Origin of the sequence: Daejeonella rubra (assembly GCF_900103545.1) — a bacterium.
Classification (GTDB): Bacteria; Bacteroidota; Bacteroidia; order Sphingobacteriales; family Sphingobacteriaceae; genus Daejeonella; species Daejeonella rubra.
In genome coordinates this window covers 229,086-249,928 of sequence record NZ_FNHH01000001.1, presented here as the reverse complement: position 1 = coordinate 249,928, position 20,843 = coordinate 229,086, and the positions used below count along the sequence as shown (strand labels likewise).

Genomic DNA, 20,843 nt, shown 5'->3' with positions numbered 1-20,843 from the left:
TGATATTTAGAGTTTCCTAAATATCAAACTCAATTGTTAATTTTCAGCCTACAAATAATTTTGCTTTTTCAAGTGCACGCTCCATTCCGGAACTATCTTTACCCCCAGCAGTTGCGAAAAATGGCTGACCTCCACCTCCACCCTGAATTTCTTTTGCAAGCTCCCGAACAATAGTTCCTGCATTCAGGCCTTTCTCTTTAACAAGATTTTCTGATACCATTACAGTCAGACTTGGCTTTCCATCGATTTCACATGCCAATACAAGGAAAAGATCATCTAAAAGGTCTTTTACCGCATAAGCAAGACTTTTTACAGCATCAGTATTAGGCAAATCAACCTGTTTAGCAAGAAAATTAACACCGTTTATATTTATTGCTTCCTTTACAAGTTCATGCTTTAAACCTGCAGATCGCTCGAGGATATTTTTTTCAATTTCCTTCTTTAGACGATTATTTTCTTCCAAAAGACTTTCTACAGATTTCAAAAGATCATTAGGATTTTTTAGTAATTCCTTGAGGCCCTTGATCTGTTCATTTTGCCCATTAATAAATTTCTCTGCGGCATCAGCACTGATCGCTTCAATTCTTCTAACGCCGGCAGCAACTGCGCTTTCTGAAAGTATTTTTAAATAACCTATCTGCCCACTGGCTTTTACATGTGTTCCTCCACACAATTCCTTTGAAAAATGATCATCAAAAGTGATTACACGAACGAAATCTCCATACTTTTCACCAAAAAGTGCCGTCACACCGGAATTGATGGCATCCTGATATGGAACATTCCTTTCTTCCTTCAAATGGATATTTTCACGGATCTTACGGTTAACAATAGATTCTATCTCTGCCAGCTCCTGATCAGTAACTTTTGAAAAATGAGAAAAATCAAAACGAAGATAATCTCCATTAACCAGGGAGCCCTTCTGATTCACATGTACTCCCAAAACTTGTTTTAGAGCTGCATGAAGCAAATGTGTCGCCGAGTGATTATTTTCAGTAGCTATTCTGTTGATCGGATCTACAACTGCCCTGAAAGTTCCTGAAGGATCTTCCGGAATTTGATCCAGGTAATGAATGATTAGTCCGTTTTCCTTTTTAGTATCAGTAACCTCGTATTCAAACAATCCGGAATGATCTTCTATCTTACCGGTATCTCCTGCTTGTCCGCCACTTTCAGCATAAAAAGGAGTACGGTTCAATACTACCTGAAACTGATCTTTTCCTTTAGCTGTTACCTTGCGATATTTAAGGATCTTACAATCGCTTTCCAGGTCATCATAACCGATAAATTCAACCTCGTCTCCTTCATTTGAAATGATCCAGTCGCCAGTATCAATAGCTGTAGCGGCACGGGAACGTTGCTTTTGTTGCTGAAGTTCAGCCTCAAATCCCTCCATATCTACAGTCCACCCCTTTTCCCTTGCCATTAGCTCGGTCAGGTCAATTGGAAATCCGAAAGTATCATATAACTCAAAAGCAAAATCGCCCCTGATCAATTTATCTGCAGTTTCAAAACGCTCAAAGCGTTGTATTCCTGTCGCTAGAGTTCTTAAAAAAGACATTTCCTCTTCAAGTACGACCTTCTGAACAAAATCCTGTTGTTTTTTAAGTTCAGAAAATACGCCATCAAACTGATCAGCAAGAATTGGAACTAGTTTATTCAGGAAGGGCTCCTTTAAATTCAGGAAGGTATATGCATACCTCACTGCTCTTCTAAGAATTCGCCTTACCACATAACCTGCCTTATTATTTGATGGAAGTGTTCCATCAGCAATACAAAAACAAATGGCACGAATATGATCAGCCATCACTCGCATGGCTACTGCAGATCCCCAACCCTCTTCTCCGGGATTTGAACTTCCGATATAAGGAGTTCGGGATTGCTCTGAAATATATTGGATCAAAGGCTGAAATACATCCGTATCATAATTGGATGTTTTGTTCTGGATCACTCTAACCAAACGCTCAAGCCCCATACCAGTATCAACATGCTGATTAGGCAGCTTTTCAAGAGAACCATTCTTCAGTCGGTTATACTGCATGAACACGTTATTCCAGATCTCAATAACCTGGGGATCATCCTGATTTACAAGTGCGCTCCCATTTACCATTTTACGTTCAGCTTCCGGCCGCATATCTACATGGATCTCGGAACATGGTCCGCAGGGACCAGTTTCGCCCATTTCCCAGAAATTATCCTTCTTATTACCTAGAAGAATACGATCCTCAGAAATATATTGCTTCCAAATTTCGAAAGCCTCCTGATCTTTAGGCAGGCCTTCTTTATCATCGCCTTCAAATACACTTACATATAACTGATCTTTGGGGATTTTATAAACTTCAGTAAGAAGTTCCCAGCTCCAGGCAATGGCTTCTTTTTTAAAATAATCGCCGAAACTCCAATTACCCAGCATTTCGAACATGGTATGATGATAGGTATCAATTCCAACCTCTTCAAGATCATTATGCTTTCCTGAAACTCGTAAACAACGCTGTGTATCTGCTACCCGTGAATGTTTAATTGCAGCTTCACCCAGAAAAAGATCTTTAAACTGATTCATACCGGCATTGGTAAACATCAATGTAGGATCGTCTTTCACCACAATTGGTGCCGATGGAACTATTTGATGCCCTTTTGCGGCAAAAAAATCTAAAAAACCTTGTCTTATTTCTTTGGTGGTCATCCTTGATTAGCTATTCTGCAAATATAAATATAGATGCGGATTTGTATGTGGAGAATGTGAGAATATTTGGATACAAAATGTATGAAAGGGAAACAGGGCAAATAATGACCGATGAGCTAAATTCAATTTGAATGATGAAGATATTTGGTCCCGATCTAATACTTCTGCTGATAAATGTTCAAATAGTATTAATTTTACAGTAGAAAAAAAGGTATGCCGTACAAAGACCGAGAAATTACAAAGCTATACTATACCATGGGTGAAGTAACCCAAATGTTTGATGTTAATGCATCCCAGATCCGCTATTATGAGCGGGAATTTGAGATTCTTCAACCCAAAAAAAACAAAAAGGGAAACCGTCTGTTCAGTCCTGATGACGTAGAGAACTTAAGGATCATCTTTAGCCTTGTAAAAGATAAAGGTTATACCCTTCAGGGTGCAAAAGACCACCTTCGCAGTAATAAGGGCGAAGAAAAAGAAAATCAAAAAGTAATTGACTCATTAGAACGACTGAAACATTTTCTTCTGGAAGTAAAAGAAAAGCTCTGATTATATGAATAAACCTGGAAAACCAGTAAATGGGCGTTTAAAGATCCTGTTCATCTTAAATCGCAGATCAGGTAATAGAAATTCAGAGGAACTGCTGGAACTTATTGATCAAAAATCAAATTCATCTCATTTTGATTACTTCGTATATACTCTGGATGGAATTAACGAGAATCGAATCAGAGAAGAAATAGAAAAGTACAAGCCAAATATGGTTGCTGTTGCCGGTGGGGACGGTACAATTAATCTAATTGCCGGCATTCTGGCAGGCACCAAATTACCACTTTCAATAATTCCATTTGGCTCAGCTAATGGAATGGCCAAAGATCTGGACATCCCGATCAAACTTGAAGCAGCTTTAGATATTCTGACGAAAGGTAAGCCAAAAGCGATCGACCTGATTAGAATAAATGACAGAACATGTATCCATCTGGCAGATATTGGTCTTAATGCCAGGGTGGTCAAGCGATTCGAAAAAGATGTAAAAAGAGGTCTATTTACTTATGCTAAACACCTTTTTGGAGAAATGTTCCTTCTTAAAAACTATGTATTCCATATATTCTATGAAGGAAAAACTAAACGCATAAAAGGGGTCTCCATGACATTCGCAAATGCCTCCAAATATGGTACAGGGGCAGTAATAAATCCGGAAGGGAAACTGGATGACGGTAAATTTGAACTGGTGATCGTAAAGCCATTCCCCAGGATCAAACTTTTGTCCATCGCATGGAAAATGTTTACCAGGCGCTTGCATACGTCTGATTATGTTGAGATTATCAGCTGTACAAAAGCATTGGTTATCAGCAATAGAAAAACAACCTTACAAATAGATGGAGAAATAATTGGAAGGGTTAAGGAAATACGTCTGGAAAGCTTACCAAAAGCACTTTGGGTAATGGTTCCTTAAGTCTGTTCAATCTTATATTCATAAACCATTTTTCCTTTATCAGAACCCGGATCAACAACCCAGGATGAAAGCAATACGGCACCCTCATTCTCAAACCGGAGTTTAAAAAAACCCTTAGCCTTCATTCCAAATTTTAGATTTTTTCCCTCTCTCAAAACATATTTAAGTTTTGAACCAGCCCCACTAACAATATAGTGATTATTGTCTTTGCTAATATGCTGCAAATTATGTTCATGTCCCGATGCATAAATTATACCCGGATGGCTTTTAAAGATCTCGATCAGACGCTTCCGCAAATGTCTGTATCTGGGATGAGCAATATCCTCTTTAGCACCAAAGTATTTCCTGTAAATAGGTAAAAGTGAACCGATCAGGGGCAATGGCACATATGCCCTCCTGTGATATATTGTAAGTGGAAAAAGGTGATGTCTTAATTTATACCTGCCACCATGAATTGCATAACTGTAAACCGGAGCATGGCCGGCAATGACAACTCTTTTTCCCTTATTGTTTTCAAGAATCGAAGTCAGCTGATTGAAAAAATCCTCCTCAGATTCCACTCTGCATCCGCAATCCTTGCCAATCGGCCTGTATCCTGGCTGAAGCCACCACTGTGTATTTATTAAAATTATGGTAAGGTTTGGATTGACATTGATCTCGGTTGGCCCCGGACAACCATTCGACGGGAACATTACGTTTTTCCCAAATAACTTTTCCAGGTATTTCTCCTGCCGGATCACATAATCATAGCCATCCTGTCTACCCTTATTCCAATCGTGATTTCCTGAAATGAACAGCACTTTACCATGGTAATCTTTCAAGGCATTTTTGTGTGCAATCAGGCTATTTTCTGCATCCTTTCTTAAAATGTTTCCCTTAGGAGGCAAACCACGCGGATAAATATTATCACCAAGAAAAATTACAGCTGAATGCTGGTCTTCGTCAAAATGAGAACGTAATGTTTCCAAAACAGGATCAGGTCCATGCCTGTGCACATTTCCTGTATCGCCGATCAAAAAAATCTCGTAAGTCCTCATATCCTCTGATCGCATTTCAGATCATTTGCTTAATTCCCATGAATTACCATTCCAGCTTCTCTTTGTTCAAAAATGCCGCGATCCCTCTTTTGCAATCAGTAGATGAACGGGTCTTGACATTTAGGCTGACCGCTAAATTTAAACCTTCATCCAGGGAAAGATCCTGAACTGAGGTCAACAATTCTTTACTTAATGCAATGGAGTTCGCTGATGTACCCTGGACTATTTTTTGAGCATATGCCGACACTGAAATCGAAATACCCTCCTTATTTACAATAAAATTGATCAGGCCATAATCTGAAGCTGTATTTGCATCAATAAGTTCACCGCTTAATAACATTTCTTTTGCTCTCCCCTCACCTAATTTCCTAACCAGAAAACAGGTAACGAGGGCTGGAATAAATCCTATTTTAACCTCTGTATAGCCAAATTTGGCTTCTGGCACTGAAAATACAATATCGCAAACCGAGACTAATCCACAGCCTCCTGCTATCGCATGGCCTTCAACCTGAGCAATAACAAGCTTCGGGGAACGGTAAATTGAAAGAAAAAGCTCTTTAAGGGCAATTGTATCATGGAAGTTCTCTTCATTTGTATTGTTCTGTAATTGCTGAAGATATTCAAGATCAGCGCCGGCACTGAAAACATCGCCATTGGACTTCAATATTATCACCTTAACATCCTCATCCTCTGAAGCCGCATCAAATGCCTTTGTGAGCGATGTAACAAGCTCGGGATTTAAAGCATTACGCTTCCCGGGACGGTTAATTGTAATATTCGCAACCCTTTCTGATTTATTGTAAGCTATTAGATCCATATTAAAAATCAATCCTTTCTATCCAGGTCATATAAATCAAAATTAAACCAAATTATTATAGCTTAACGATATATGCCGGGTATTTCTTTAGTGAAATACAACTTATGTCCAGGTTTTTTGCTTCCCTGAGCCATGCCTTTATTTTATATTCAGGATTTGAGGAATCAATGATTACTGTTTTAAAATCAACCCGTTCCTTAATATATTGCAATTCCTGTGCCGCCCCTTTGCTTAAAAGAAGCATATCAACCTCGATTCTCCTATTGAGAAGAAGATTATTAAATTCATTTCTCCAGCGAAGTATCCTGAAATTACCGAATTGCATAAAATCAGAATCTGACCAATAATTAATCCCTGAAAATTGTTGTTCGGGATCTAAAACAATACTCTCATTGATACCCCTGCTTGAAATCGAAGGTTTTATAGAATAATTAAAGAGTTTATCCGAAGGTTTTATATCTGTAATAATTATACTTCGCCCCTGATGCAAGTAAGCAATTGCAGTATTTTTACGGAGGCTAAAAAAGATCAGTTCCTGCCTTTTAAAATTTTGAATTGATTTTAATGAAAAACTGCCTGCCAGAATAAAACAAATAAATATTGCCAGCCAGACACTAATTTTATTTCTGTATGAATGCCAGAATACAAATGAAATAACAAGTGAACTGATCAGCCAGTATTCAAAATTACTGATCCAAATTCCTTCCATAGCTGAAAATGGCAGCTGCTCAATTTTGTATAATATGCCATTAGTAAAATTGATCAGCCAGTTTAAAAATTTACCAAGAGGATGGATTATTAAAGGGTATGGGATTATTGAAAATGCAATTCCTGCATACATAATGACCGCAACAGGCAATACAATAAGCAGATTACTGATCAGAAAATACATTGGAAACTGATGAAAATAATAAAGGCTAAGTGGAAATGTAGCTAATTGTGCAGCGATTGATAAAGCGCAATAACTCCAAACATGATCCAATAATTTATTTTTAATATAAAACGCATTATAAATTATGGGATGAAAATATACCAAACCGGTTACAGCAAGGTATGAAAGCTGGAACCCGACATCAAACAGGTAATATGGATCATACAAAAGCAAAAAGAATGCAGAGATCGCTATTAAATTGTAGGTGTTTTGATTTTTGTTCATCGCCTTTCCAAGCACCACAAAACTGAGCATCAGTGCAGACCTGCATACAGAAGGTGAAAATCCGGTAAGAAGCGAATAGAACCAAATTAATGTAATAATGATGATGGCCCTTATAAGAATTAACTTTCTGGTCCTGTTCATCGGTTTAAGCAAAAAGGATAAAACAAGAAATACAATTCCAACATGCATTCCTGATACTGAAAGGATATGCATTGTACCGGTTTTTGAATAAGCCTCAATAAGATCCTTATTAAGATCAGCACGGTAGCCGAGGATCAAGGTAGATGCCAGGGAGGAAGCCTCCTGATCAGGAATATATCTGTAGAACTTTTTTACCAGATCTTGCCTTAATGAAAGTGCAAAGGATATAATAGGATTGCCTGCATTTCGTAAAATATTTTTAACCTGATCTGCCTGAAGAAATATCTGGAAATAGATCTGTTTATCTTTCAGATAGGATTTGTAATCAAATTCTCCGGGATTATATGATGATTCAACTTCTTCATACTTAGCTGGAATTAGAAATATATCTCCATAATTTAAATTAATGACTTTTAAAGTATCCATCCTAAGGGCGATCAATAATTTTCCCCTACTATTCTGAATAAACTTGTCTGAATAAACAGCAATAACTTCAGACTCAAAGCGAACAATTCCTGAAGATAGTTTTGGTTCACTGATAATTTTAACAAAGAGAGATTTTGATTTTAATCCGCTGAAATGGCTGGGATCAAACCGACCTGAGAAATGAACTGTAAGTCCATAGGCTAAAATGGCAAGATAAAAATGAATAAGCATACCAAAAAGCCATCCCCGCCGATACAATTTATGCTTTTTGTAGACAATTAATAATACCAGATACGAGCCGAAAATTATAAAAAACAGGATAAACCACAATGAATAAATAAATGGATCAGAAAAAGTATATGCAACTAAAATCCCGATGATCAGGGGGAACAACAATCGTACAAATGGCACCTCTCCTTTAAAGAACATTTTTAAAATTGATAACGTATTTGCAGCCGTAAATCCGACCTCTTGTTTCCATTGATCAGATCATCTCCACTCCCAACTGTCTGCTGTCCATAATAGCTTGTTAATGAGTATCTTAGCCAGATGTCAAATCCGCGAACTAAAGTATATCTTCCATTCACATAAAATCTGATCCCTCTTCCCTGGTAGGCAGGAACCGAATAGGAATACAACACATCATTTTCATAAGCATATATCCTTGAATTGAAACTTTCAGTATCAAAAATTCCGAATCGCATATTCCCCGAAAGCTTTGAACTTAATGGTTTGTAAATGATATCCTGATAGTTTAAAAATCCAAGTTCATATTTTGCAGATCCCTTTTGATACCGGACAATCTCTGCCCGGTTTCTCAAACTAAAGCGATCATTTATGCTATAGCTGATCTCAAAACGATAGTTTTGCTTGTCCACGGTTTCCAAACCAGAACCTAAATTGAAGTCCTCCGGATTTTCCTCTCTAACCTGCTGTTTAAAGCGACCACTTAACTTCAGCTTCTTATTCATTCTATAGTTCATCTGGGCAAGTATTTCGTATCCGGATGAAGGGCCGTCAACCCTAAATTTCAACCATGGGAACCTGAAAAAGTCTGAATAAGTAAATAGATCCCATTTGGAATCAAACTTGAGTGCCAGGGCAGAATAAAATCCACTTTCATTAACTGCATTTGAGGCTTCAGCAACGGACTGATTAAAAAATGAGTGGTAATTTTTAGCATACTGGCGATGCAGAAGTACAAGAGAAACCCGGGGAGAGAGGCTACTCATAATACCATTTATTAAGGCATATCCACTAGTTAAACTGTGTGCCGTTTCTCCAAAAAAATAGGTATTCTTAAAGTTATAATCATAATGAATTCCCATATTGGTCAGTGAACTGCCTCTGAAATCATATTGTTCATAAAGTGATTTTCCAATACTAAAAGGTAGACTGAATTGAGTTTGATAAGTAGTCAGTCCAATATTTAAATTTTTGCTATTAAACTGAATATTAGCTCCATATATCGTAGAAGACAGCCGTTCTTTATTCTCAATTTCACTTTTCGTACGATGCAGGCCACTGATGTTTAAAGAACTAACCTCTTCTCCCTGTTCTGTCAGACTGGCGTCTATCTTTTTTCTTGACATAAAGGGAGTAAAAGAAATTTTCCTATAATTGAAAGTGCCGGAAGCACCTCTTAAAAACATAGACTCATTGACTGAACTATAAGGCTTTAGACCAAAATCCTGTTTGGCAATAGTGCTTATCCCGGCGCCCTTACCAAAACCTGAACCCGACCACATTGCCAAACCCTGGCCAAATTGAAGGGCATAATCACCAACAACGATTTTTTTAAGTAGACCGGAGCCGCGAAAAGAAATATTTCCTGAGTAAAAATCAAATCCTCTTTTATAAATTTTATTAAAGAATTGCTCTCCTGCATCCTTTTCCATATTGATTGAGGCAGCCAGAGTATTCGAATAATTATAACGGTAACGGGTCAGAACTCTCAAGGCAGAACCCTGATAGTTGGCTTCTTCTGCATTGGTTGAAACTGTAAACCCTGCCTGACCTTCAAGTACCTGTCCAACTCTGAGTATAAGATCATGCTCAGCCTTCTGAAGCAGCTTTTTGACCGTTAAATCTTGTAATTGAGAAGGAAGTCCCACCCTCACAAAATTTAAGAGCAGGCTGGCAGACTCAGAATCAAGGCTCCCGATACTTTGCAGTTCAAGAACATCAATAAAAAAACCACTTTTAACTCTGTGATCAAGAATTTCTTTGATTTGAATTGGTGAAAGAAAAACTAATTCCTTCAACTGCTCACTGGTAGCGGCATTAAGGTCAATTGGGTTTTTCTTGTAAAAATTCAGCCTCTCTGCTATGTTTGAATAATCCTGATTATCACTTGGGTCGCGGGATATCATGTCCAAAATCTTTTCAATAATATCAGTCGACTCATCCTGAGAATTAGCAATAGCAGGCTTTAAAAAAAATAGCAATAGTATTAACCCCACACATTTGCTATTAAAATTCATAGCTGAAGGCCAGATTAGGTGAATAGCCAAGATTAAGATGTGAAGAGATAGCCACATCTAATGCAAATCGCTGATAATTAAGTCCAAAACCAGCATATTGCTTAAATGGGTTAGCAGATATTCCTCCTCTTAAGGCAAACCAATTGACCAATGTATACTCAATGCCTAGTTTTGTATTTATCCCAGCATTTAAAATTTTATGTATGTCGCTGATTATTAATACCTTATCACTAAATTCAAAAGAAACACCAAAAGCAAGACTTACCGGAATAATTGATCCGGAAAGTTCCTTATAAGTACTCCTCCCCGGATTTGAAATATGCGTACCGATCCAGATCCTGTCGTTCAGTCGATAATGCATACCAGCATCCACACTAATAGCATTAGCCGACCCATATTGGGAGACACTTAATTGATGGTGCTTAAATGCAATTGAAAGAGCTAAAGCACCTGAAAAATTCCTTGAATAAGCAATTCCTGCAGTTTGTTCTGAATATTCATTAAACCCATAGCGCTGAAAGCTCAATCCAAACACATGTTGCTTAAAGGGAATAGCGAAAACAGCTTTTTGGGTACTTAACTCCTGATCAGAAAAATGACGTTCGTACCCTAATGCAAATATTGGTCGGTTAATACTTGCAATACCTGCAGGATTATGCTGTAATGACCATACATCCTTTAAAACAACCCCTGCCGCACCCATGGCTAATGACCTTGGTCCGGGATTTATTTGAGCAGTTACAACAGTTTGTAACAAAATAAAAATCAGGCAGATGTATCTCATATGCTTGAAATTACCTTCCTTTCAAGCAATGCTCAAATAAAATTATTAAACGGTCGTAAGTAACAAAATCCGGTATTTTCCGTCTATTTGTCAGACCAATTATTTAGGCATGAAAAGAATCATTTTAAGTTTTGCACTGTTATTTATAGGAACAGGCATTTTTGCTCAGTCTACCAATTCTGCAAGCACTAGTAAAATAGCCGAGGGTACTATTATTTACACCGTTGAGTGGAAACTACCAGAACAAATGCAGGCAATGGCCAGTAGTTTTCCAAAGGAGCTGACAGTTTATTTCAAAGGAGATTCCTCAAGTTTAAAAACTGAATCACCTATGTACAGCAGTACAAACATTCTGAATGTAAGTAAAGAATATGAACGTCTTCTTTTAGACATACCGATGATGGGGAAAAAGTTTTCTGTGCTGTTTAGTCCTGCAGATCAGGAAAGAATACAGGCAAATTTGCCGGAGTTAGCTTTAAAAGCAGGGACAGAAACAAAAACTATTGCCGGTTACAAGGTTCTAAAGCATGATGTTAATGAGAAAAAATCAAATCAGAATTCTGAAGCATGGTTCACAAAAGATGTTGAGGTTACACCCAATGCATTAAGTCGTTTCTTCGACAAAAACTATGGTTTTCCTGTTGAATTCGTTTCCTACATGAATGGAATGAGTGTAAAAGCTGTTGTAAAAGAAATTAAAGCAGGTACTGTTCCGGCAGGTTCATTTTCAGCATCAAAAGATTTTGAAGAGATCAGTCTTGAGCAGTTGATGCAAATGCAGGGAGGAAGATAATTTCACTTATTCCCAAAAGTTTAAAGCTTTTTAACATTAAGTGTTGTTTTTCATAACTTGCGCTGATGTTAAAAAGCTTTATTGTTTTTAGTCGGTATTTTCTTTTCTGGATCATTTTCTTCTTTCTTGAGAGGCTTATATTTCTAATTTATTTTTCAGAAAGAATTTCATACCTGGGTACTAAGGAAATAATCAGCACGTTTTTGCATGCTTTGAGAATTGATTTCTCAATGGCCGCCTATATTTCTGCAATTCCTGCCATTTTTTATGTTATTCTTCTTTTTCTGCCTTCTGTCAAGTTTCCCAAAATAATAGCTAAATCGTATGTTCTTTTCTTTGTTGTAATATTTTCAACTATTGCAATCAGTAATCTCAATCTCTACAGAGAATGGGGTTCGAAAATAAATTTCAGGGCACTTGATATGGCCATTAGTTCTCCAAAAGAAGCAATTGCCTCAACCTCATCCTCTCCGGTCATTCTAATGTCTAGCATTTTATTTGCTTACATGATTTGCTCTGTTTATATCAGTTCAAAAGTCATTCTTTATAAAATTGCCGATCATACAAAGTCATTGGGGATTAGATTGGCCATCAGTTTTTTAGTCATAAGTACATTATTTCTTGCACTTAGGGGGGGATGGCAGCTTACACCTATCAACCAGAGTATGGCCTATTTTTCAAACGAGCCGGTATTAAACCATGCTGCAGTAAATACTGAGTGGAACCTGATTCAGGATGTTATCAATAATAAATATGGCAATGACAATCCGTACAAATATTATACAAGGAATGAAGCTAAAAAAATCGTATCCGGTTTGTTCAGCAAACCTTCTGAACAAACGGTCAAAATTCTAAAATCAGAGCGTCCGAACATTGTACTTATTGTACTGGAAAGTTTTACTGCCGAACTCGTTGGCAGTCTGGGCGGGGAGAAAGGTGTGACCCCCAATCTTGACAAATTAGCCGCTGAGGGTATTCTTTTCGAACAGATCTATGCTGCTGCAGGCCGAACCGACAAAGGAATAACAGCTACCATAAGCGGATTCCCTTCGCAGGCAATCAGGAGCATTATGAAGCAAAATTCCAAGCAGGAAAAACTTCCTGCAATAGCTCAGGAACTTGCAATGAACTCATATTCAACATCTTTTTATTATGGTGGTGAAAGCGAGTTCTTCAATATGAAATCCTATATATTAAGTCATGGATACCAAACTCTGGTTGACAAACATTCATTTGCATCCAAAGACATGAATTCAAAATGGGGCACCTATGATGAGAAAGTATTTAGTAAGCAGATGACAGACATGGATTCTGTTAAACAGCCTTTCTTTTCAACAATTTTAACCTTAACAAATCATGAGCCCTTTGAACTTCCAGCGAAAGAACATTTTAAAGGTGATAACATAGAAAATAAATTCAGAAGCACTACTTTTTATACAGATTCTTGTTTAGGTGCTTATCTAAAAGAAGCCAGGCAAAAACCCTGGTATAAGAATACTTTATTTGTAATCCTTGCAGATCACAGCCATAGATTGCCCGCAAACCTGACAGAATATGATCCAAAAAGGTATCGGATCCCGCTTTTATTTTTTGGGGATATGATCAAACCTGAGTTTAAAGGTACCAGAATAAGTAAAACTGGAAATCAAACAGATCTGGTTGCTACTTTACTAAACCAGGTAAACATCGATCCGGTTCGATACAGTTGGAGTAAAGATCTGCTTAATCCGGGCACACGCAGTTTTGGTTTTTTCAACTGGGATAATGGATTCGGCTTTGCAACAGAAGACCAGATAGTATCTTTCGACAATGTCGGTAAAAACATCATTCTCAGAAAGAACCCTCCCAATGCTAAAATTGATAATGAATTGGTTGAATACGGCAAAGCATATATGCAGGAAGTATTTCAGCAATACCTGGATTTTTGATCAGATCTCCTTTTCCAGAGACTTTAACCAATCTTTAAATAACCTGGTCTCAAATTCAACCGCTTTATCAGCATGTTTCTGCCAGTCGGGAGAGAAATTCTTCAATTGAACGAGCATTTCTTCCAGATGGCCCTCTTCTTCAAGAATAATAGACTTGACATTCACTTTACTTCCAGTCTGATCTAAAACATCCTGATAGACCGGATAAAGTTCATCAGCACGTACCTCAATAGCATAAGTAACTAAAAGGTATGCTGCAAATTTCAGTTCATTCCCACTTAAATTAAGAGTGCTTTTCAGGTACTTACAAACAAAAACATCTAAAATATTAAGATAATACCTGCTGTCTGAACTGGCAAGCAGATATTGGTCCGCATAGGTGGGACAAGCTTCAGCATTAAGTTTCGAGATCTGCTTTTTAAGGTAATATGCATGCCTGTGTTCTTCAGCGGCATGTTTTAAAATAATAAGAGTAACATCTTTTTTGTGTTCACTGGCAGAGATCTTTCGGGCTCCGGAGTTTTCCATTAAGGAAAGGGTATTTAACCAGCGTGCATGTTTATCATTATCGGAAACTATCTCTGAAAGTAATTGACTAAAATTCATTTTTAAAATCGCTCAAGCGCCTCTTCAATTTTTTTGTAAATATAATCGAGTTGTTCATTTGTAATGCAATAAGGAGGCATAATGTAAATTATATTTCCAAGAGGACGCAGGATAATACCTTGTTCCAGAAAGAAATTATATAAGTTATCCCTTAAGTTATTGAAATAAGATGTTTCACCTAAAGTCTCCCATTCCAAAGCCAGAATAGTACCGGTTTGTCTGATACATTTAACTTTAGGATGCTGGCTCACTCGTCCGCAGAAGGCCTGGTGACTTTCTGAAATCCGTTGAATATTACCCAGGGTTTCACTCTCAAGCAGGATATCCATACTGGCAAGCGCAGCAGCACAGGCGATTGGATTTGCTGTAAAAGAATGTCCATGAAATAAGGTCTTCAATTTATTGTCAGAAAGAAAAGCTTCATAAATAGCTATTGTGCAGGTTGTAATCCCTAAAGCCATTGTACCACCGGTAAGTCCCTTAGAGAAACACATCAGATCTGCCTTTTCAGAAAGGTGATCAGAAGCAAACAGTTTTCCAGTACGACCAAATCCTGTCATTACTTCATCTGCAATAGTAAGAATACCATTTTCCCTGCAATGTTTTATTAATTCATCAAGATATGCAGCTTCATACATCTGCATTCCACCTGCACCCTGAACCAAAGGTTCAAAAATAAAGGCAGACAAGTCTGATACCCTAGCTGATATTTGTAATTTAAGCTGTTCTATATTATTCTGATCCGGAAGATCTATGAATTCGACCTCGAATAGTAGTTTTTCAAAGGGTTTGGTAAAAGCATTTCTGGCACTAACAGCCATTGCTCCAAACGTATCACCATGATAGGAGTTATTGAATGCCAGAACTTTAGTCTTTCCCTTACCCTGATTGCTCCAGTACTGAAAGCACATTTTCAGTGCAACTTCAACTGCCGTAGATCCATTATCGGAGTAAAACACCTTCTTTTGACCATCTGGCAATATGCTTATCAAACGCTCAGCAAGTTCAATTGCACCCGGATGTGTAAAACCGGCAAATATTACATGTTCAAGCTTGTTCAGCTGTTCCGAAACCTTTTTAGCAATGTAAGGGTGGGAATGCCCATGAAGGTTCACCCACCAGGAAGAAACTGCATCAATATATTTTTTACCATCCTCAGCAATCAGAAACACCCCTTCTCCCCTAATTATAGGGATTGGAGCGGGTGCATTTTGCATCTGCGTATAAGGATGCCAGATCAGAGCCTGATCACGTTCAGCTAAAGATTTTTTGGCCATTTTTCTTTTAACAATTCTAAAACCCGCTGATCAGTAGGAAAAGTCAGATCCTCACTGTTTAAATCATGAATTCCTTTCCAGCGAAAGGCCTGTAAGATATCACCCTCCATTTGAAAATCAAAAGGCTGCTCCCGAAAATCAAGCTCTAAATCAGAAACAGGTTTCACCAAATAATAGATACTGATCACCTGACTATCATTGAATACAGACTGAATGAAAAAATCTGTTGTATAAAAGTGCCCCAATACTTCAATTTCGGCATTGCATTCTTCAACAAACTCTCTTTTTAAACCATCAATAAGACCTTCGCCGTATTCAAGTCCGCCACCCGGGAATTTACTGAACTTAAAACCGTATTCCTCTTCATCGCTAATCAAGATCTGATTCTGTTCATTAAACAGCAGACCATAAACACGTATATTAAATTTATACATCCCGAGTAAAATGTTTTTGATTTTTAGTTACATTTTCTGTTGTCCAGACAATATCCATAGATTTAGGTTCCGACCGAACAGGACATTCAGGCATTCTGCAATAGTGACAGCATTCAGGCATACATGGGTCAGCATGAATAAAAAATTCAGTTCTTGAATTTGCTTTATGATTAACCAGCTTATCTACTTCAGAAACCTCCTCATGTACTTTATTCAGATCAAAATAATAAGGCAGAGTTAAGTGACAATCAATATGAATATCAGGGCCGTAACGCTGTGTACGTAGATTGTGCATATCAATCCATGATTCTTTACGATGATTATTTATGATTGCAATAATTTCATCACTTGTATCTATATCAGATTCGTCCATTAATCCTGAAACCGATCTGCGAACCAGTTTATAACCGCTATAAATTATGAAAATCCCAATAGCTATTGACAAAATGCTATCCAGGTAATTCAAACCGGTAAAATAAATCAGCAACAGGCCAATAACAAGACCTGCACTGGTATAAGCGTCTGTTTGAAGATGCTTACCATCTGCATATAAGGTAAGTGAGTTATGCTTTTTACTCTGATCAATGAGGTAATATCCTAAAGCATAATTGATAAGTCCTGAAACACCAACGATTATTGTACCAATTACTAGGTCGCTTATCTCATGCGGGTAAAACAGATTATAAACTGATTTAAAACTGATTAAAATACCAGCAATGATAATGAGGGCTCCTTCAATAAACACCGAAAAGAACTCAACTTTTCCATGTCCGTATGGATGATTAAGATCTTTTGGCTGTGCAGCGACATAGATACTGTAAAAGGCAAAAAGGCTTGCCAGGATATTTACAATACTTTCAGAAGCATCAGTTAAAATGGAATTGGAGGAAGTAATAAAATAGGCAGTAAATTTCGCAAGCATCAGCAAAATGCCGACAACCAGGGAAAGTAGAATAACTTTTTTTTGAGTTTGCAAATCAGAACCTTATTCGGGGCAAATTTAGACAATACCTAAGAGCATTTATTAAAAAACCGGAAATTTTAGATTGAATTCTCTTTAATTTTTGCATTGGCATGTCATGTTTCTATATTTGCGTTAATTATGAGCACATTATCAAACCGCATTGAAAACCTATCCGAGTCCGCCACCATTAAAATGGCAAAAATGGGCCGGGAATTAGCAGCAAAAGGAGTAGATGTAATCAGCTTAAGCTTAGGCGAAACTGATTTTTTCACACCTGATTTTGTTAAAGAAGCAGCCAAACAGGCTATCGACCAGAATTATTCTTATTACACACCAGTTCCGGGATATCCTGAACTCCGCAAAGCAATTGCAGCAAAGCTGAAACGGGAGAACAATCTTGATTATGATTTCGATCAGATCGTGGTTTCTACCGGAGCAAAACAATCTCTGGCAAATGCAATACTTTGTCTTGTAAATCCGGGTGATGAGGTAATCATACCAACACCATATTGGGTTTCATACTCAGAACTTGTAAAGCTTGCTGAGGGAGAATCTGTATTCATCAATACCAGCTTAGAAAGCGATTTCAAAATCACCGCTGAAGAGCTTGAAGCAGCTATCACTCCGAAAACTAAGTTATTCATGTTTTCATCTCCAAATAACCCTACTGGAAGTGTTTATACCCGTGAAGAACTGGCATCTCTTGTAAAAGTTTTTGAAAAGCATCCGGATATCTATATTATTTCTGATGAAATATATGAGCATATTAACTTCCTGAATGATCATGAGTCTATTGCACAATTTCCTTCAGTAAAAGACCGTGTGATCATCATCAATGGATTGTCAAAGGCTTATGCAATGACTGGCTGGCGTATAGGTTATTCAGCAAGCAGCAAAGCTATAGCTTCGGCATGTGATAAACTTCAGAGTCAGATCACATCAGGAACCTGTTCAATTACACAGAGGGCAGGTATTGCTGCATACGAAGGTGGACTAGAAACAATCAATGAGATGAAGACTGTTTTCAAGGAACGTCGTGATCTGGTTTTTGGTTTGTTAAAAGAGATCCCGGGATTAAAAGTAAATTTACCTGGTGGTGCATTCTATTTCTTCCCTGAAGTTAGTTCATTCTTTGGTAAAACTACACCTGCTGGTGAGGTTATCAAAAATGCGGAAGACCTTTCCCTTTACTTATTGAATACCGGACATGTTGCCACTGTAAGCGGTGATTCATTTGGTGATCCAAATTCGATCCGCATTTCCTATGCCGCTGCAAATGTAAAATTGATTGAAGCCATGAAGCGTATAAAAGATGCTTTAGGAGCTTTAAAATAAAAATTTGCCCTAAATACCGGGCTAAACACCCGGTTATTAAATCTACCAAAGCTAAATGACCGACATCTTCGAAAAGTTCAATTCCTTGAATGTTCTTATAATTGGGGATGTAATGATTGACAGCTATATCTGGGGCAAAATAGACCGTATTTCACCAGAAGCGCCAGTCCCGGTGGTAAGGGTAACAAAAAAAGAAAACCGTTTAGGAGGTGCCGCAAACGTAGCTTTAAATATTCAGTCGCTCGGAGCAAATCCGTATATCTGTGCCGTTATTGGTAACGATCCTGATGGCGAAAATTTTCTGTCATTATTAAAAACCCAGGGACTTTCAGATCAGGGGATAATAAAAATAAAGTCACGGCCAACGACTGTTAAGACCAGAATTATTGCTCACAATCAGCAAATAGCGAGAGTTGATGCTGAAACAGAACGTAACCTATCAAATTCCAATACTCTTTTAGTCCTGAATAAGATAAAACAGATCATTACTGACCACAGAATTGACGCAATTATATTTGAAGATTATGATAAGGGGCTAATAACCGAAGACCTGATCGGTAATACCGTTCAACTCGCTCAAGAAATGGGCATTATTACTGTTGTAGATCCTAAAAAAAGAAACTTTCATGCCTACAAAGGTGTTCAGCTTTTTAAACCCAACCTTAAAGAACTAAAAGAAGGGCTTAAAATGGAGGTTGATCCTTCTAATATGAAGCAGGTTGAGCAGGCAGTAGACAGATTAAAGAAACAACTCGGAGCAAAGACAGTGATGCTTACACTATCTGAAAACGGAGTTTATGTTAGTTCAGAAAATGGGAATAAGCATATCCTTGCACACAAACGCGACATTGCTGACGTTTCCGGCGCTGGAGATACTGTTATAGCTACAGCTGCCTTATGTATGGCTGCAGGGTTAAATGAATTTAAAACTGCTGAAATAGCAAATCTAGCCGGTGGATTGGTCTGCGAACATGTAGGTGTAGTGCCAATTGACAAAGCACGATTACTTAAAGAAAGTAAAGCACTTTAAAGCTTAGATCCTTGTGTTTTTCGAGTTGTTAGTTAGAGCAACCCACCGATTTTTGAAACAAGCTCCATCAAATCCTGATTAGATATCATAGCAAAATACTGCCTTTAACCCCTGTTATATAATTGTCCGATTAAATTGTCGACCCTTACTTACTTCTTATTGCCTCAACAGGATCAAGCCTTGAAGCATTAAAGGCAGGAATAAAACCTGAAATGAGACCAATTGCTGTAGACAGGGCAATTGTAAGTACAACTTTCCCCATATCTACTATAATTGTCAGATCAAAGAATGTCTTAGAAATATATGCCAATCCAAATACGATAAGAAGGCCAATAAATCCACCCATCAGGCATAGAAGTACCGATTCAATCAGAAATTGAAGCATAATAAAATAATTCTTAGCTCCCAATGACTTTTGAATACCGATGATATTTGTTCGTTCTTTTACAGACACGAACATAATATTGGCAATCCCAAATCCACCAACCAAAATGGAGAAACCACCTATAAATGCACCGGCAAAATCAATAATACCAAACAACTGATCCAGTTGAGCAGTAAGTACAGTTGTTTTGTTAAGAGAAAAGTCATCATCATCCTGAGGACCAAGCCTATGAATTGATCTCATTGTTCCCTTCAATTCACTTTCAAGTTCAGTAACTGATATATTTTCTCTTCCCTTTATGGTTATTTGCGGACCATATCGTTCATCTTCGACCTTAATAACACCTTTCGCAAAATTAAGGGGTATCAATACCGTTTTATCGGCAGATACTCCGAGCATATCCTCTCCTTCTTCAGTGAAAACACCAATAATTGTGACTCTTCTTCCCAAAACCGTGATAACTTTACCAATTGGATCTTCATTGGGGAATAAGCCATCAGCAATTGAAAAACCAATTATTGCGATTGGCCGCCCACCTTTTGATTCACTGTCTGTAAAATAACGTCCTGCTTGAAAATCAAATTTCCAAACCTTGTAATAATCATGGGAAGCTGCCTTTATCTCTGCACCTTCAATGCTGTTATTTTTATACTTGATCGTACGATTTCCTATACCAACCTCAAATGAGACCCCCTCAGCACTTTGAAGACGTTCTGTAAGCTTTCCATAGTCGCGAAGAGATGGTTGCGGCCGACTGATATATTTCCACCATGGAAAATCTGGTCCACCTACCCATGGCCACTTTTGAATGTATATGGTATTACTACCTAATTTTTCAACACTGCTTTGAATATTATTACGAAGTGTATCCACGGCCGAAAAAACGCCCACAATGGTCATTATACCGATCGTTATCCCTAACAATGATAATATAGTTCTGAGTTTATTTTGCCGAAGTGCTTCAAAGGCAAACAAAAAACTCTCCTTTAACAGTTTGAGAAATATCATATACGAGTTTAGACCAAATTTAATTGAAAACGTTACACGTCATAGTATGAAAAAGTTATATAAATATACCATTCTAAAATTTCTATTATCATTAGAATAAACAATT

At 37.7% G+C, this 20,843-nt stretch carries 17 protein-coding genes; 6 read left to right on the top strand and 11 right to left on the bottom strand.

All coding sequences use genetic code 11. From position 1 onward, the window contains the following. Positions 1-43 precede the first annotated feature (43 nt). Positions 44-2,680: an alanine--tRNA ligase gene (gene alaS, locus BLR27_RS01150; protein ID WP_090698052.1), complete on the bottom strand. Its 2,637-nt coding sequence runs from the start codon at positions 2,678-2,680 to the stop codon at positions 44-46. A gap of 213 nt (positions 2,681-2,893) precedes the next feature. Here alaS and BLR27_RS01145 point away from each other — a divergent pair, with 213 nt between their 5' ends. Continuing rightward, positions 2,894-3,229 (top strand): MerR family transcriptional regulator, encoded by a 336-nt coding sequence (locus BLR27_RS01145; RefSeq protein ID WP_090698048.1) that lies wholly within the window; start codon positions 2,894-2,896, stop codon positions 3,227-3,229. Positions 3,230-3,233: 4 nt separating this feature from the next. Further along, positions 3,234-4,133 (top strand): diacylglycerol/lipid kinase family protein, encoded by a 900-nt coding sequence (locus tag BLR27_RS01140; protein ID WP_090698046.1) that lies wholly within the window; start codon positions 3,234-3,236, stop codon positions 4,131-4,133. On the opposite strand, the gene BLR27_RS01135 is transcribed toward BLR27_RS01140, so the two are convergent. The 5 genes from BLR27_RS01135 to BLR27_RS01115 are packed head-to-tail and all read right to left on the bottom strand — an operon-like array spanning position 4,130 to position 10,977. After that, positions 4,130-5,185 carry a metallophosphoesterase gene (locus tag BLR27_RS01135; RefSeq protein ID WP_245704384.1) on the bottom strand — a complete coding sequence of 352 codons (1,056 nt, stop codon included), beginning with the start codon at positions 5,183-5,185 and terminating at the stop codon, positions 4,130-4,132. The genes BLR27_RS01140 and BLR27_RS01135 overlap by 4 nt on opposite strands. 28 nt (positions 5,186-5,213) lie before the next feature. Continuing rightward, the gene (locus BLR27_RS01130; protein ID WP_090698039.1) at positions 5,214-5,987 is read right to left on the bottom strand and encodes an enoyl-CoA hydratase/isomerase family protein; all 774 of its coding nucleotides are present in this window, start codon (positions 5,985-5,987) and stop codon (positions 5,214-5,216) included. A 55-nt stretch (positions 5,988-6,042) separates the two neighbouring features. Further along, positions 6,043-8,139: a ComEC/Rec2 family competence protein gene (locus BLR27_RS01125; protein WP_090698034.1), complete on the bottom strand. Its 2,097-nt coding sequence runs from the start codon at positions 8,137-8,139 to the stop codon at positions 6,043-6,045. 2 nt (positions 8,140-8,141) lie between these two features. Beyond that, positions 8,142-10,172 carry a ComEA family DNA-binding protein gene (locus BLR27_RS01120; protein ID WP_176767571.1) on the bottom strand — a complete coding sequence of 677 codons (2,031 nt, stop codon included), beginning with the start codon at positions 10,170-10,172 and terminating at the stop codon, positions 8,142-8,144. Between the two features lie 10 nt (positions 10,173-10,182). Then, the gene (locus BLR27_RS01115) at positions 10,183-10,977 is read right to left on the bottom strand and encodes a PorV/PorQ family protein (protein ID WP_090698027.1); all 795 of its coding nucleotides are present in this window, start codon (positions 10,975-10,977) and stop codon (positions 10,183-10,185) included. 109 nt (positions 10,978-11,086) lie between these two features. Between BLR27_RS01115 and BLR27_RS01110 the strand changes: the two genes are divergently transcribed. Continuing rightward, positions 11,087-11,770 (top strand): hypothetical protein, encoded by a 684-nt coding sequence (locus BLR27_RS01110; RefSeq protein ID WP_090698023.1) that lies wholly within the window; start codon positions 11,087-11,089, stop codon positions 11,768-11,770. A 65-nt stretch (positions 11,771-11,835) separates the two neighbouring features. Then, the gene (locus BLR27_RS01105; protein ID WP_090698019.1) at positions 11,836-13,698 is read left to right on the top strand and encodes an LTA synthase family protein; all 1,863 of its coding nucleotides are present in this window, start codon (positions 11,836-11,838) and stop codon (positions 13,696-13,698) included. On the opposite strand, the gene BLR27_RS01100 is transcribed toward BLR27_RS01105, so the two are convergent. Genes BLR27_RS01100 through BLR27_RS01085 form a run of 4 tightly spaced genes read right to left on the bottom strand, consistent with a single transcriptional unit; the run spans position 13,699 to position 16,991 of the window. After that, positions 13,699-14,304, bottom strand: coding sequence for a hypothetical protein (locus tag BLR27_RS01100; protein ID WP_090698015.1), 606 nt, complete (start codon positions 14,302-14,304; stop codon positions 13,699-13,701). Between the two features lie 2 nt (positions 14,305-14,306). After that, positions 14,307-15,581: an adenosylmethionine--8-amino-7-oxononanoate transaminase gene (gene bioA / locus BLR27_RS01095; RefSeq protein WP_090698011.1), complete on the bottom strand. Its 1,275-nt coding sequence runs from the start codon at positions 15,579-15,581 to the stop codon at positions 14,307-14,309. Continuing rightward, entirely contained in the window at positions 15,563-16,015 is a 453-nt protein-coding gene (locus tag BLR27_RS01090) for an NUDIX domain-containing protein (RefSeq protein WP_090698007.1), read from the bottom strand. The genes bioA and BLR27_RS01090 overlap by 19 nt, the downstream gene beginning before the upstream one ends. Beyond that, on the bottom strand, positions 16,008-16,991 hold the full coding sequence (locus BLR27_RS01085) for a cation diffusion facilitator family transporter (RefSeq protein ID WP_090698004.1): 984 nt from the start codon (positions 16,989-16,991) through the stop codon (positions 16,008-16,010). Before BLR27_RS01085 ends, BLR27_RS01090 begins: the two co-directional genes overlap by 8 nt. 126 nt (positions 16,992-17,117) lie before the next feature. Here BLR27_RS01085 and BLR27_RS01080 point away from each other — a divergent pair, with 126 nt between their 5' ends. Both BLR27_RS01080 and BLR27_RS01075 read left to right on the top strand, forming a co-directional pair. Then, positions 17,118-18,314, top strand: coding sequence for a pyridoxal phosphate-dependent aminotransferase (locus tag BLR27_RS01080; protein ID WP_176767570.1), 1,197 nt, complete (start codon positions 17,118-17,120; stop codon positions 18,312-18,314). A gap of 55 nt (positions 18,315-18,369) precedes the next feature. Next, positions 18,370-19,344: a bifunctional heptose 7-phosphate kinase/heptose 1-phosphate adenyltransferase gene (locus BLR27_RS01075; RefSeq protein ID WP_090698000.1), complete on the top strand. Its 975-nt coding sequence runs from the start codon at positions 18,370-18,372 to the stop codon at positions 19,342-19,344. A 145-nt stretch (positions 19,345-19,489) separates the two neighbouring features. Here BLR27_RS01075 and BLR27_RS01070 read toward each other — a convergent pair whose 3' ends face one another. Continuing rightward, positions 19,490-20,737, bottom strand: coding sequence for an ABC transporter permease (locus BLR27_RS01070; RefSeq protein ID WP_090697996.1), 1,248 nt, complete (start codon positions 20,735-20,737; stop codon positions 19,490-19,492). Positions 20,738-20,843 lie beyond the last annotated feature (106 nt).

Coding starts and splice junctions, on each gene's coding strand:
- alaS (WP_090698052.1), bottom strand. CDS start 2,680: ATGACCACCAAAGAAATAAGACAAGGTTTTTTAGATTTTTTTGCCGCA.
- BLR27_RS01145 (WP_090698048.1), top strand. CDS start 2,894: ATGCCGTACAAAGACCGAGAAATTACAAAGCTATACTATACCATGGGT.
- BLR27_RS01140 (WP_090698046.1), top strand. CDS start 3,234: ATGAATAAACCTGGAAAACCAGTAAATGGGCGTTTAAAGATCCTGTTC.
- BLR27_RS01135 (WP_245704384.1), bottom strand. CDS start 5,185: ATGCGATCAGAGGATATGAGGACTTACGAGATTTTTTTGATCGGCGAT.
- BLR27_RS01130 (WP_090698039.1), bottom strand. CDS start 5,987: ATGGATCTAATAGCTTACAATAAATCAGAAAGGGTTGCGAATATTACA.
- BLR27_RS01125 (WP_090698034.1), bottom strand. CDS start 8,139: ATGTTCTTTAAAGGAGAGGTGCCATTTGTACGATTGTTGTTCCCCCTG.
- BLR27_RS01115 (WP_090698027.1), bottom strand. CDS start 10,977: ATGAGATACATCTGCCTGATTTTTATTTTGTTACAAACTGTTGTAACT.
- BLR27_RS01110 (WP_090698023.1), top strand. CDS start 11,087: ATGAAAAGAATCATTTTAAGTTTTGCACTGTTATTTATAGGAACAGGC.
- BLR27_RS01105 (WP_090698019.1), top strand. CDS start 11,836: ATGTTAAAAAGCTTTATTGTTTTTAGTCGGTATTTTCTTTTCTGGATC.
- BLR27_RS01100 (WP_090698015.1), bottom strand. CDS start 14,304: ATGAATTTTAGTCAATTACTTTCAGAGATAGTTTCCGATAATGATAAA.
- bioA (WP_090698011.1), bottom strand. CDS start 15,581: ATGGCCAAAAAATCTTTAGCTGAACGTGATCAGGCTCTGATCTGGCAT.
- BLR27_RS01090 (WP_090698007.1), bottom strand. CDS start 16,015: ATGTATAAATTTAATATACGTGTTTATGGTCTGCTGTTTAATGAACAG.
- BLR27_RS01080 (WP_176767570.1), top strand. CDS start 17,118: ATGAGCACATTATCAAACCGCATTGAAAACCTATCCGAGTCCGCCACC.
- BLR27_RS01075 (WP_090698000.1), top strand. CDS start 18,370: ATGACCGACATCTTCGAAAAGTTCAATTCCTTGAATGTTCTTATAATT.
- BLR27_RS01070 (WP_090697996.1), bottom strand. CDS start 20,737: ATGATATTTCTCAAACTGTTAAAGGAGAGTTTTTTGTTTGCCTTTGAA.